The organism is Mycoplasma sp. 3398 (genome assembly GCF_053851555.1).
On record NZ_JBSQAW010000001.1, the window covers coordinates 231,929 to 245,498 of the forward strand.

At 28.3% G+C, this 13,570-nt stretch carries 9 protein-coding genes; 8 read left to right on the top strand and 1 reads right to left on the bottom strand.

What is annotated here, in order from left to right:
* Nucleotides 1-20 precede the first annotated feature (20 nt).
* Together ftsH and ACWXVK_RS00830 are read left to right on the top strand one after the other, a co-directional pair.
* Nucleotides 21-2,216, top strand: a complete 2,196-nt coding sequence (gene ftsH, locus ACWXVK_RS00825; RefSeq protein ID WP_444704943.1) for an ATP-dependent zinc metalloprotease FtsH — start codon at nt 21-23, stop codon at nt 2,214-2,216.
* 204 nt (nt 2,217-2,420) lie between these two features.
* Nucleotides 2,421-3,695: a hypothetical protein gene (locus ACWXVK_RS00830; protein WP_456016930.1), complete on the top strand. Its 1,275-nt coding sequence runs from the start codon at nt 2,421-2,423 to the stop codon at nt 3,693-3,695.
* Nucleotides 3,696-3,747: 52 nt separating this feature from the next.
* Here the strand turns inward: ACWXVK_RS00830 and ACWXVK_RS00835 are convergent, their stop codons facing one another.
* A complete protein-coding gene (locus ACWXVK_RS00835) occupies nt 3,748-4,362 on the bottom strand; it encodes a DUF402 domain-containing protein (RefSeq protein ID WP_438340542.1) in 615 nt (204 codons plus the stop codon).
* Nucleotides 4,363-4,501: 139 nt separating this feature from the next.
* On the opposite strand from ACWXVK_RS00835, the gene trmB reads away from it, so the two are divergent.
* From trmB to ACWXVK_RS00865, 6 genes are all read left to right on the top strand, one after another.
* The gene (trmB, locus tag ACWXVK_RS00840; protein WP_455966003.1) at nt 4,502-5,107 is read left to right on the top strand and encodes a tRNA (guanosine(46)-N7)-methyltransferase TrmB; all 606 of its coding nucleotides are present in this window, start codon (nt 4,502-4,504) and stop codon (nt 5,105-5,107) included.
* A gap of 95 nt (nt 5,108-5,202) precedes the next feature.
* Nucleotides 5,203-7,944 carry a DNA gyrase subunit A gene (gene gyrA / locus ACWXVK_RS00845; RefSeq protein ID WP_456016932.1) on the top strand — a complete coding sequence of 914 codons (2,742 nt, stop codon included), beginning with the start codon at nt 5,203-5,205 and terminating at the stop codon, nt 7,942-7,944.
* Nucleotides 7,945-8,254: 310 nt separating this feature from the next.
* Nucleotides 8,255-10,252, top strand: a complete 1,998-nt coding sequence (locus ACWXVK_RS00850; protein WP_456016934.1) for a variable surface lipoprotein — start codon at nt 8,255-8,257, stop codon at nt 10,250-10,252.
* Nucleotides 10,253-10,611: 359 nt separating this feature from the next.
* Complete coding sequence (locus ACWXVK_RS00855; protein WP_438340546.1) at nt 10,612-11,238, top strand: hypothetical protein; 627 nt, start codon at nt 10,612-10,614, stop codon at nt 11,236-11,238.
* 202 nt (nt 11,239-11,440) lie between these two features.
* Nucleotides 11,441-11,587, top strand: coding sequence for a hypothetical protein (locus tag ACWXVK_RS00860; RefSeq protein WP_456016936.1), 147 nt, complete (start codon nt 11,441-11,443; stop codon nt 11,585-11,587).
* A gap of 619 nt (nt 11,588-12,206) precedes the next feature.
* A complete protein-coding gene (locus tag ACWXVK_RS00865; RefSeq protein ID WP_456016938.1) occupies nt 12,207-13,367 on the top strand; it encodes a hypothetical protein in 1,161 nt (386 codons plus the stop codon).
* The last annotated feature ends 203 nt before the right edge of the window (nt 13,368-13,570 follow it).

Genomic DNA, 13,570 nt, shown 5'->3' on the forward strand with positions numbered 1-13,570 from the left:
ACTATAGAAAGGAGTTTTATATGGGAAATAAAAATAACTCTCCACAACCGAAAGAAAAGAAAAAAATTGGATTATTTGGAATAGTTGGGATTTTTATTGCTATTGTTGCCTTTATAGTTCTTGTTTTAATTGCAGTTGATCAAATTCGTGCTGCTTCAATCAAATACGAGAATCTAGGTTTTTTAGAAAAAGTCGTAAGAGAAACAGCAAAAAGTCAAACTGATGGTCTTTATGTTTCGCAATGATTAGAAAATACTTATTCTGATACTTTAAATATTACAGTTAATGGAACCCAGAATGAATTGCAATTTTTGCTTGGTCGAAAATTTTATCCCTTTTCATCTTATTCATTTACGATTAACTTAAGTGGATTATTAGAAAGGGAATTACCATCTTCATTAATTTCATGAACAAATACTAAAACATATTATGAAGCTCTTAGTGCCATAACTTCAACAAGTGGTGGTATTTCTGGCTCATTTAGTTCAGCGCCAATTCCACAGGCCGGCATCTTCGAAAAATACATAAGTCCAGCAATTAATGTGATCTTCTTCGGAATTATTATTATTGCTATTGTATTTAGCTTAAAATCAATGTCAAGAAGAGGATTGGGCGGTGATTTTGGTATAGGTAATAAATCATTAGCACAAAGAGTATATTCAAATAAAAAATTCTCAGATATAGCCGGAAATGAGGAAGTTAAGGAAGAAGTTAAAGAATTAGTTGATTATTTAAAAAATCCTAATAAATATGATGCTGCGGGTGCCAGAATCCCTAAAGGTATTTTACTTGGAGGCCCTCCAGGAACTGGTAAAACCTTAATTGCAAAAGCTACAGCAGGGGAAGCTAATGTGCCTTTCTTCTTTATTTCTGCTTCGAATTTTGTGGAAATGTTCGTTGGTCTTGGGGCCAAACGTGTTAGAGATATGTTTGAAGAAGCAAGAAAACATGCACCTGCAATTATATTTATCGACGAATTGGATGCTGTGGGTAGATCGCGGGGCGCTGGAATTGGTGGCGGAAATGATGAAAGAGAACAAACTCTTAACCAATTGCTAGTAGAAATGGACGGCATTAAGGAAAATAGTGGAATTTTAATTATGGCAGCAACTAATAGAACTGATGTTCTTGATCCTGCCTTATTAAGACCTGGTCGTTTTGATAGAACTATTACTGTCGGACTTCCTGATATTAAAGAAAGAGAACAAATCCTAATATTACATGCGAGAGGGAAAAGAGTTGATCCTAAAATTAGTTTCTCACAATTGGCTAGAAGAACTCCTGGATTTTCGGGTGCACAACTCGAAAATGTAATTAATGAGGCTTCATTATTGAGTGTTAGAGAAAGAACTCTATTTATTACTTTAGAACAAATTGATGAAGCTATTGATAGAGTTATGTCGGGTCCTGCTAAGAAATCAAGAACAATTTCTGAAAAAGAAAATATAGCAGTTGCGTATCATGAAGCGGGACATGCCGTTGTTGGAATTAAAATGAAAGGCGGCAATAAGGTACAAAAGATTACCATTATCCCTCGTGGTCAGGCAGGTGGATATAATTTAATGATGCCTGAGGAAGAAAAATACAATCGTTCAAAATCAGAGTTAATTGCTATTATTACTTCATTTATGGGTGGCCGTGTCGCCGAGGCAATTATTTATGGAAAGGAAAATGTGTCAACTGGTGCTAGTGATGATATTGCTAAGGCAACATCTATTGCACGTAGAATGGTTACTGAATGAGGTTTATCTGATTTAGGTCCTATTAAGTATGAGGAAGATACATCAAATCCATTTTTAGGGCGTGATTATATGAAAAATGCTTCCTTTTCAAACAAGGTCGGCCAAGAAATTGATGAACAAATTCGCAAAATTATTCTTACAGCAGAACGCGAAGCACATAAAATTATTTCAGAGAATCGCGATTTATTAGAGTTAATTAAAGACGCACTTATTATTAAAGAAACAATCGTTGCTGAGGAAATTGAATATATTGCTGAAAATATGAAATTACCAGAAGGGCTAAGCAAAACAAAAGAACAATTAAAAGTAGATTATTCAGAAGTTGATTTTAATAATTTATTTAATGAAGTTTCAGGAGCTAAAAAAATAACTGAGGATAAATATAAAAACGACTTAGCAAAGGAACTTGCAAAACATGATGTTCCATTGGATGATAATTTGTCTGGTAATGATGAAAATGATGATAATAATTAAAATTGAATAACTTTTTATTTAAAATCCCAATAGACAATAACATGGTGTCTTTTGGGATTTTAATTTAATAATTTGTCATATGTGTTATATTAAGTGTCTTTTTTAGCTTTAATTTGTTTATGTAATTGTTATATATTATAATTTAGTTAATTATAAATTACTGTATAGATAATGTAAATTAAACACGCAAAGGAAGAAAAGATTATGAAGAAGAGTTTATTAAAAATATTATTGCCCTTAACAAGTATCGGAATTGTTCCTGTTTTAGCAGTTTCATGCTCTAATTCTGAAAAACAATTATTAGAAAAAGAAATTGAAAATGTTAATAAAACTATCAAAGAGGATAAAAGTTTAACTGCTGAAACAAAAGTTTTATTAGCGCAAAGTGTTACAAAGACAAGAAATTTATTAGCTCAAGCGAAGTCAGATGCAGAAATTAAACGAATAAAGGATGCATTTATTAATGAAATTAATGAGATTAAATTAAAAAACAAACAACAACCAACACCTAAACCAGATGACAAACCAGGCGATAATCCAAGTGCTCCTATTGATGAAACAAAAAAAGAAAATCAAGTAATTAAGAAATTAAAAGATATCTTTGAGGTTAGTGAAGAAAATAAAACTAAATATGGTGCTAAATTATTAAATAAAGAAGTTTGATTATGATATGGCAGAAAAGATAAAAATATAGTTGTAACACAACAAGGTAAGAATCCTAATTGAAGCAAGCCACAACAAGTAATTTTTAGTATAAAGTCATCTGATACATTTGATGGAACACAACTTGTTAATGCTAAAGATTCTACATATGAAGGAAAAAAAGGAAAAGCGTTACAATCAAGATTAGATTATAAAATAATTAATAAACAAGAAAAAGAAGATGATAAAAAACAAAATAAACTAATTGAGTTTGAAGTTGTTGTAGAATACAAGGCGGCAACATTTAATAAGAATGGAAATCATACAATATCAGATATATCTAATACTTCTACTATAAAGTTTTCTATAGCAAAACCTTTAGAAGACCCAAAAGTAAAATCTGTTGATGAATTTATAAAGACTACTATAGGTAAATTTAAATTAAATAATGATTATTCAAAGAAATCAACCTTAAAGGATGATTTAAAACAAAAAAAGATTGATTTGTGATATTCATATAGCTCACATGCAATTATTTATACAGAAGTAAATCAACATCCTAACTGGAGGGATGTAAAATCAACTGACAATGTATTGTTATCTGAAAGCAATATTGAGTGAAATAAAGACGGAAAGAACTATCAACTTGCAAACCCTTCTAACCCAACATACATTAGTAAAAATAAAACAAAAATCAGTAGCAAACTTGATTATGAAGTTAATGAAAAAGACAATAAATTTACTTTAATAATTAAATATAAAGGTGCTGAATTTGTTAAAAATGGTGTTCCTATTATTGGCAATGAAGTTGTTTCTTCTGAAATAGAAATTGCTTAAAATAAAAAGAAAATAGAGGGAATTTCCTCTATTTTTATTAGTCTTAAATATTCTAAATATCGCCGGAATTTATTAATTGTTTTTTAATATCATTAATAAGTTTTTTAGAAAAAATACCCCTTTTTAATCTACTTTGTTCTTCTAAAAAATCAAGTTCATTATAGATGCGATAAATCAATTTTAAAGGATAATTTAACTTGGTTATCGATTCTTTAAAGTCAATTCAGTCAATAACGTTAAACTCATCATCGTTGTAACATTTAATATCAAGGTCAAAGTCAATGTATTTAATGATATTATCCTCAATAAAAAAAGGGCTAGCTAAATTAACATAAATATTGTTTGGTCTATCATCATTAAGAGTTATCGAAGCATTATAAAATTTATTTTTGGCAAAGAAAAACAAAATAGGTTTTGAAACTAGCCAGTTGATATTTGATTCTTGCACTTTTGTTTTCATTAATAAAACAACAACAAAATCATCAAGATTAGCTATGATTTTACACCCTTCATATTGTCGATATAATGTGCCATCATACTTAAAAGCTTGAACAGAAACTAGCTGACCCATTTGATATAGTTTCTTAGGTTTTCTTGATTCTAATTTTGATATATTTTCTTGTTTTGCTAAATCATGAAAACTCTTAATCTCATTATTAGAGCTCATGTATCCTCATTTTTAAATAATTAATATATGTATAAGAAACTAATTTTACTTAGTTAGTTATCATAAAAATTATAAACAAAAGTTACTAAAAACCATCTTTTTTAAAAAATATGCAAGAAGGTTTTATACAATTTTATTTATGAGATTAAGACATAATAAAAACGCATTAAGCACTCTCGAAAATAGCGAATTTTATATTAACCAATTCCCTTATACACCTAAAAAGGATGCTGTTGTTGAGATTGGTATGGGAAAGGGCAAGATGCTTTCAGAATTAGCACTATGTCATCCGGAAAATGAATATATAGGTATAGAGAAATACTCGACCCCAGCATTATCAGCGCTCAAAAAGATTGAACAAAAGTCTTTAAAAAATATGAAGATAATTGTGGGTGATGCTGCTAAACTTAATGAAATTATTGCCGATAAGGTAAAAACAATTTGGCTAACTTTTTCTGATCCATGGCCTAAAAAAAGGCATTTTAAGAGGAGACTAGTTTATAAAACTTTTTTAGAGCAATATAAATCTGTTCTTGATAAGGAAGGCAAAGTTTATTTTAAGACTGATAATAATGGGTTATATGAATTTGCATTGGAACAATTAAAGGAATTTAACGCTGATATAATTTATCATACGTCGGATTTACATAATTGTAATTATCAAATTGAAAATAAATTGACTGATTATGAAGAAAAATTCAGAAATGAAGGCAAAAAAATTTATTTTATTGCTTTTAAATTTTAAACCATAAAAAGTTTATGGTTTTTTTATGCCTTTAATTTTTATGTCTTTTTTGATATAATTAATATATTACTTTGTAATATATTATAGGAGTAAATATGCTTAATGATGAAGAAAAAAAACTAGATGAACTAAAAATGAGCCAGGAAAAAAGCAAAGAGGAAACAATAGATGATTTTTATGCAGTTAGCGATGAAATTAAAAGAGTTTTTGATGACGAGCCAAAAGAAACAATAGATGATGAAGAGGAATATATTCCCCAAAATAATGAAAGCTATGTTGTCCAAAGTCAAATTCTAGATAGTGAAGTAAACGGACTAAGACCAGCTGATCTTGCAACGGTTATGAAGAGTTCGTTTCTTGAATATGCAATGAGTGTTATTGTTGCAAGGGCTTTACCTGATGCAAGGGATGGACTAAAGCCAGTTCATCGTAGAATATTATATGGTATGAGCGAATTAGGGATGTTTCATAATGTGCAACATAAAAAATCTGCTCGTATTGTTGGGGATGTGTTGGGTAAATATCACCCTCATGGTGATAGTTCAGTTTATGAAGCAATGGTTAGAATGGCTCAAGATTTTTCTTTGAGATATCCTTTAATTGATGGCCATGGTAATTTTGGTTCTATTGATGGCGATTCTGCTGCGGCTATGCGTTATACAGAAGCAAGGATGTCAAGGATTGCAGGCGCTATGGTTGATGGCATTAAGAAGAATACTGTTGATTTTATTGATAACTATGATGGGACAGAAAAAGAACCAGTAGTATTGCCTTCTAGATTTCCTAATTTATTAGTTTCTGGTTCATATGGTATTGCTGTTGGTATGGCAACAAGTATCCCACCTCATAATTTAAATGAGGTTATCGATGGTGTTTGTGCATTGGCAAAAAACCCTGATATTACAATAAGTGAATTAATGGAATATATTCAAGGGCCAGATTTTCCAACTGGAGGGATAATTTTTGACAAAGAAGGTTTAATACGCGCCTATGAAACAGGAGTTGGCCGTGTTACTATACGTTCAAAGGCAACTATTCAGGAATTGAGTAACGGCAAATCTAAAATTATTATTACAGAAATTCCATACGGTAAAAATAAAGCAAGCTTAATTGAAAGTATAAATCATTTAATTAAGGATAAAAAAATTGAAGGAATTTCCGATTTTCGTGATGAATCAAACCGTGATGGTATAAGAATTGTAATCGAAATTAGGAAGGCATATGTCCCAGAAGTTATTTTGAATAAATTATTTAAATTAACAGAATTTCAAACTAGATTTTCATTTAATATGGTAGCTTTAGTTAATAATGAACCGCAAAAACTTAATTTAAAAACTGCTTTAGAAGTATATTTAAAACACCAAATTAATGTTCTTACAAGAAGATTGCAGTTTGATTTAGAAAAAGATTTAGCAAGAGCTCATATTTTGGAAGGCCTTAAAATTTGCGTTGAAAATATCGACCGTGTAATTGAAATTATAAAGAAATCAAAAACTGATGTAGAAGCACAAACAGAATTAAGTAATAAGTTTAATTTAAGTGAAATTCAAACTAAGGCCATTGTTGATATGAGACTTGGCAGATTAACTGGATTAGCTATTACTAAGATGAATGAAGAGCTGGCATTAGTTCACGAAAGAATTGGCGAATATCAAAGAATATTGGGCGATAAAAATGCTTTAATTGATCTAATAATAAAAGAGTTAAACGAAATCAAAGAAGCATATGGAGATAGCCGTAAAACGCAAATTAATTGAGATGAAGCCTCTGATATTAATAATGAGGATTTGATTCCTAGAAAGGACGTTGTCATTACTGTTACTACAAATGGCTATTTAAAACGTTTAGATTTAGATGAGTACAAAGAACAAAACCGTGGTGGCGTTGGTGTTTCAACTGCTAAAACCTATCAAGACGATGATATTCAAGACATTCTGGTAGCTAATACACATACTGATTTATTGATATTTACTACTGGAGCTAAGGTTTATCGTGTAAGAGGATATGAAATCCCAGTGGGGACTAAGCAATCAAAAGGTACACCAATTATTAATATCATTGGTGCTTTAAGTAGTGATGAACGTGTTATAAAAATATTAAGTGTTGATGATAGCGACTATGATAAAAATAAATTCTTAGTAACTGTAACTAAGAAGGGAATTATTAAAAAATCACATTTATCATTATATAAATTAATTAATCGAAACGGAAAACTAGCATTTGGATTGCGGGATGGAGATAGTCTTGTCGAGGCACTAGTTGCGACTGATAATGAGGACATCTTTATAGCAGCCAATAATTCAAAATTATCACGTTTTGAGGCGGCTGATATTAATTCAAAAGGTAGATTAGCAGCTGGCGTTGTGGGAATAAAATTAGGAGAAAATGAAAAGGTAGTTTCTGCTTCGACCTCGAGCGAGGGAAATTATATTTTTAGTCTTGGTGCAAGTGGATATGGAAAATTAAGCCTTGTTGATTCATTTAGAAAAACAAAAAGAAATTCAAAGGGTGTTTTAGCTTTAAATGAAGGAAAGGCTGGCGAACTTGCTTACTCAGCAACTGTAAAAGGAACTGAGGATATAATTGTTATAACCGACGAGGGTGTTACAATTAGATTTTCACTAAAAGCCGTAAGTATTACTGGAAGAAATGCAAAAGGAGTTAAATTAATCGATCTAAAGAAGAGAAATTCTTCTATTGTTGCAGTGGCAAAAGTAATTAACGAAACAGGCGAGGAAAATGAAACACGTCAATTGACTGATACTGAATTAAAAGATATTACCAGTGATGTTGATCTTGATATTCAAAATGAAGAAAAGACCAATAATAATGAATAAAAATTGTTTAAATAAAAAATATAATATTAAATTAGTTAGTCAAAATATTATAAAATATTAGATGTATTTAAACCAAGCACAAAATAAATCTTTTGTTGTTATATATTAAATACGCATAGTTGCAAGTAAAAGTCCATTTTAGGACTTTTTTATTACTTTTTCAGTGCTTTTATAATGCCTATGTTAATTATGCTATAATTTCACTATAAAATGAATAAATCAATCAGATTAAGAATTAAAATCAATAAAATCTAAGGGATAAAAAGGCCACTTTTTTGTGGCCTTTTCTTTTAATTTACGGAGGAACTTTATGTCTAAAAATAGGAGAATTTTATTATCAATAGGGTTAATTTCACCATTAATTACCATTCCTGTGATATCAATTTCATGCAGTCAGGATGGAAAAAAAGATTTAAAAAAAATTAAGAATTTATTAAAAACTTCTGTTGAGGAAACAAACAGAATCTTTAGTGCAAATAAGGCATCGCTAGCTTTTAGCTTCGAAGAAGAGGAAGTTTATCAAAAGGCTATAGATAAAGCTATGGACATTTTAAAAAACAGTAGTGATTTAATTATGATAGAATCTACTACTAATCATATGGAAATAGCAAAAAATGAAATAGAATCTAAAATTGCTAATTTGTCAAAAAAATCTGATCAAGAGTTGCTTAAATTAGCGGAATCGTATACAAGATTTAGTTATCCAAGTATAGAAAATACTACATTAGCACAAGCTGATTTGAGCAAAATTATTAAGATTTTGCCCAAGACTTTTGAATTTAGTCAATACAAGGCTGTTAAAAACGAAGAAACTAATGACATTACCTTTATATATCGACTACAAAAGAAAAATACCAATATAAGACATGAAAAAAATAAATTTTTCATTCTAACTGGATGAAAAAAAGGTATGAATCAAATAAACAAAGAATTAGAAGAAAAAACAAAATTAGATGAGAACCTTACAAAGTTAAAGATAAGATTTAATAATGAAAAGGCTTATCAAAACGTACTTACGAATGTATCAATTAATAATTTTGAAAATAGGCCTAACTTTGTTGTTTCGGAATATGATAAAAATTTGTATAATTTTGAACTTTCTAATCTAGTTAAGGTATCTGATAATGAATATAAAATTGATATTCTATTATATTCAAATACAGACAAAAAAATAAGTAAAAAGATAACCAAAACAATTGATAAAGAAAGATATGCGCATCCTTCTTCTATTAATCCTCATAATTTAACACAAGAAAAGCAAAAAGAATTTTTAGTTGCACAACTTAAGAATGTTCTTGTTTATCCTTATTATTCAAAAGATAAAACATTTATCGAAAAGGGCGATTATGCAAAATTAACTAATAAATCTTATTGATTAACAACAAAGAATCATCAATTACAATATGTTTTTAAAGATATAAAAGAAGAAAACGATATTAAAAAAATAACTATCGAAGTTTCCTTTGCTGATTGAAGCAAAAGCCCTATGATTTCATATGACGTGCAATTTGATTTGAATAAATTAGGCATTGAAGAATTAAATAATATAAGAAAGCAAAAAGGCCAAGAACCCCTTGAAGATATTCAAGCTCCAACTAATACCATTGAAAATAAACAATATAAACAAATAAAATTAGTCGATTTTAAGGAAACACCTTCTGATGAATATCTAACTAGTGATAATGGTTTTAAAAGAATTCATGATAAGGCTTTGAAGAATCTTAAATCAAAAGAATTAGTTTTAATAAATAATGAAATTAAAGAAAAAATTTTAAAAGATGGTGAAAAATTTATAGCAGCCCAACATTTTGAATTTAACAAAAAAACTTATCAAATTGATTCAGAATTATTCTTTTACAATTACACCCAAACCTTTATTAATACACAAAATGTTCTAATATTTTCAAAGCCAGTTATTGAAAACAAAAAAATTAAATCAATAAAAGTAAGTTTGGGCAGCTTAACTGATGTTCTGAATAAAGATTATGCAAGAATAAGCTCAACAAGAGTTCAAATTAATGATGAAAAAACAGCAGAAGAGGATATAAAAAGACTTCAATTAACTGAAGAAATAAAAGCAAGAGGTTTTGATAAAAAACTTAAATATAATGGTAGTTTTACCAAGGAAAATTTTAATCTTGACAATTTAGTTTATGAAATAAATGTACCTGAAGGATTTGAAATAATTAAACCTACAAAATTCGATGTTAAGACCAAAAAGTCTAAGACAAAAATTTCTGTAATTGTTCGATACAAAAAAAATAATATTGAATCCTTTGCTTTTGTTACTGTATTTGAAGTTAATTAGCATAAAATTTTGTTAGAAATAAGTAATTTAAAAATTTATATAAATAAAATTCTAGGTTTTTACTACCTAGATTTTTATTTATAGTTTATAAACACGAAAGTAAAAAAAGTCTTAATTTTGAGCCGTGTTGATTTTATTAGAGACTAGAAACTATTTTTGCAATATGTTAAAATACACTTATTTTTTTAGATACATAATTAATTTTGTTTCTAATTATTCTAATAATTGGATAAACTGCAAATATAGCAAATGTATAAATTGGTATTTCAACTAAACTCTTAAATATGATAGGTACCATAAAGAAGAAGTAATATTCACTATGTTTTCATGTCCCGCTTCGGAAACGGTTATGATAGTTAATGTATGCATACGGACCTCATAATCATCTAGTTATGATTAGTATTCCAAATACAGTTAATAAAATATTGAATAATAGAAACATTGCATATTTAACGTGGACATTTCTTGTTACTAAATATGTTATTAAGAATGCTTCCGATATTATTCATATAGATGCTATTCCAAATGTAGATATGCCTATAACAGCGTTGATTGATAGTTTTCTTTTTCTTTTTAGAGACCCCTCACTAATTGGTAGGGAATTATATTCTTTTAGTAGGATTAAAATAAAAATTGTTGTAATAATGGTTAGAAAAATAAAACCCATTGCTCATGTTGCAGTTTCGTTTTTTTTATTTAATCCCCTCATAAAATATCCAGCAAGAAAAGCTATTAAAATAGGAACAATCGCATACTCAGGCATCCATGTTGATATTCCAAAGATCAGTTGATTAATCGTATCACACAATAAACCAATAATTGCCCCTTTTCAAGGCCCAAGCGCAAGACCAAAAATAATAAAAACTGCATATGTTATTGAAATGTTAAAAGCACCAATAAATACAAATTTTTCTATGGCTGCGGACACCATATATAATGATAATAATAGACCAAAAAGTGCTATTTCAAAAATTGAAAACCGATAGGTTTTAGTTTTGATATTTCTATGTATATCTTGAACTCAATTTATAAAGAAAGCACATACCCCCTTAATCATGATTTTTAAGATTAATTAATTATAGCAAATATAGAAATTAAGCTAGTAAATTATTAAAATCCTTAAATAGTTTCGCCCATTAAAAATAGAACTATAAAAAAGTTAATAAAACTGTTTTGAATTTGTTTAAAATGCTAAATTTTGCTCATAATTCTAAAATCAGGAAAAAAGCAAATAATAAATTCCAAGAAGGCCAAATAATGCAGGAAGATGATTTAATTAAAAAAGAAAGAGAAATTAATAATACGCAAAATTTCACAGAATCTCACGGCAAATAATCTTCAAAACCTGAAAATAAAGGCAATGATTTAGATAACTTAATTATTGATGATAGCAATGAAAAAGGCGATTTTAAGGATATTCAATCTAGCATGATTGGTTAAAAAATAAAAATGTTGGTGATGATGAAACACAAAAAAGGTAATGGTAGACAGGACTTATAACAAAGTTAAGCGGAATTAAAAAGCGTATCACAAAAGCAAGATGTCCCAACATCGAGTATTGACTTATGTGCTGCGAAAATAAAAAAAATCAAAGAAAATGAAAAATGATTATGCAAAAAAGCAATTAGCTTAAAACCTTTTCTAAACCTGAATTGAATACTTTAAATTAAAATTATTGAAGATTTGTAAGATAAAATTGCAATTTAACTAAAAAAGAGTGCCACAAAAAGGTAATAGCAAATGTGAAGTATTAATAAAGGAATTAGGATGATTTTGGAATCATCCTATTTTTTATATTGATGGCTTAAACCAGCATACTCAATTGATAAAGCAAAGAATAACTTTTATTTATAAAAAACAGAATTTTTTGATATTTTGTTAATAAATTTCACAAAAAAAAAAAAAAAACTATGGTGTAATTTAGTAAATTGATAAACATTTTAAGGGGAAATTTATGAAAAAATCTAACAAAATTTTATTAACATTAGCAAGCATTTCAATACCTTTTATAACAGCTGCAACTGTTATTTCTTGCAGTTCAAATAATGATAATAAACCTAGCAATCCTAAAATAGATGATCAAAAGAAACCGCAAGATCCTAAAAAGAAAGAAGAAGGCAAAGAACAAGAAAAGAAACCAGAAATTAAACATTTAGGAAAAACCCTTCCAGAAGGTAGAACAGAAGATGAGGACACTAAAGATACTCTTGTATCACCATCTCTCCCAGAAGTTACACCAGATCCAAAAGAAGATGAATTGCTAAGCAACTTGACAGATGAAGAAATAGAAGAAATGTTTAAATTAGAATCATTACAAAAAAGTTTACAAGAGATTGAAACACAAATCAAAGAAAAGGATTTGATTGAACTTTTTAATTCTCTTAAAGAAAAGGGTTTAATCAAAACACCTGATACTAAAAAAGATGATATAACACCAAAAATTAGTCCAGAAGCACAAGAAATACAAAATGAAATTAAGGTTAACGAAGATGAAATCGATAAAAAAATCGTCGAACTTGAAATTATTTCTAAATCAGAATTGAATGATTTAGAAGCAACTATTGAAGATGCAGATGAACAAATTGATAATTTAACTCAAAGTAAGGCTGACGATGTTGATAATGCTAAGGATTACGAAGAGCTAAAAAAAGAATATGAAGATTTAAAAACAAAGAGTCAACAGAGAAAGCAAAAAGTTGAAGAATTATTAAACTACAAGGCAGATAAACCTGAGTTTGCCAATCAAATAGCAGAATTAGAGCAAGAAAGAACTGATGCGGACACTCAAATTAAGCAACTTATGGAATATTTAAATGATAATGATTTTAATAATAAAAATATTAATGATTTAATTAAAGTCTTTGAAAAAAATAAACAAGAAATTGATAAAAGAATTAATATATATAAACACCTTTCAATAGCTAATGCCATAGTAGAAGATATCAAAAAGGAAATAGAAAAATTAGAAAAATCTCCTAATAAAGATCCTGAAGATGAAGAGTTAAAAACACAATTAAATAATAAAATGAAAACTTTAAATAAATTAAGTGAAGAAATTGAAGATTTAATTGCAAAGGTATTTCAAAAAGAAATAGAACTTGAACTAAATTTGTAGGTAGCACAAAAAAATTTTAATAAGATGATTTTGTAGTCATCTTATTTTTTATATTAATGGCTTAAACCAGTAGACTTAATTGATAAAACTAAGAATAACTTTTATTTATAAAAACAGAATTTTTTGATATTTTGTTGATAAATTTCACAAAAAAAAAAAAAAAACTATGGTGTAATTTAGTAAATTGATAAACATTTTAAGGG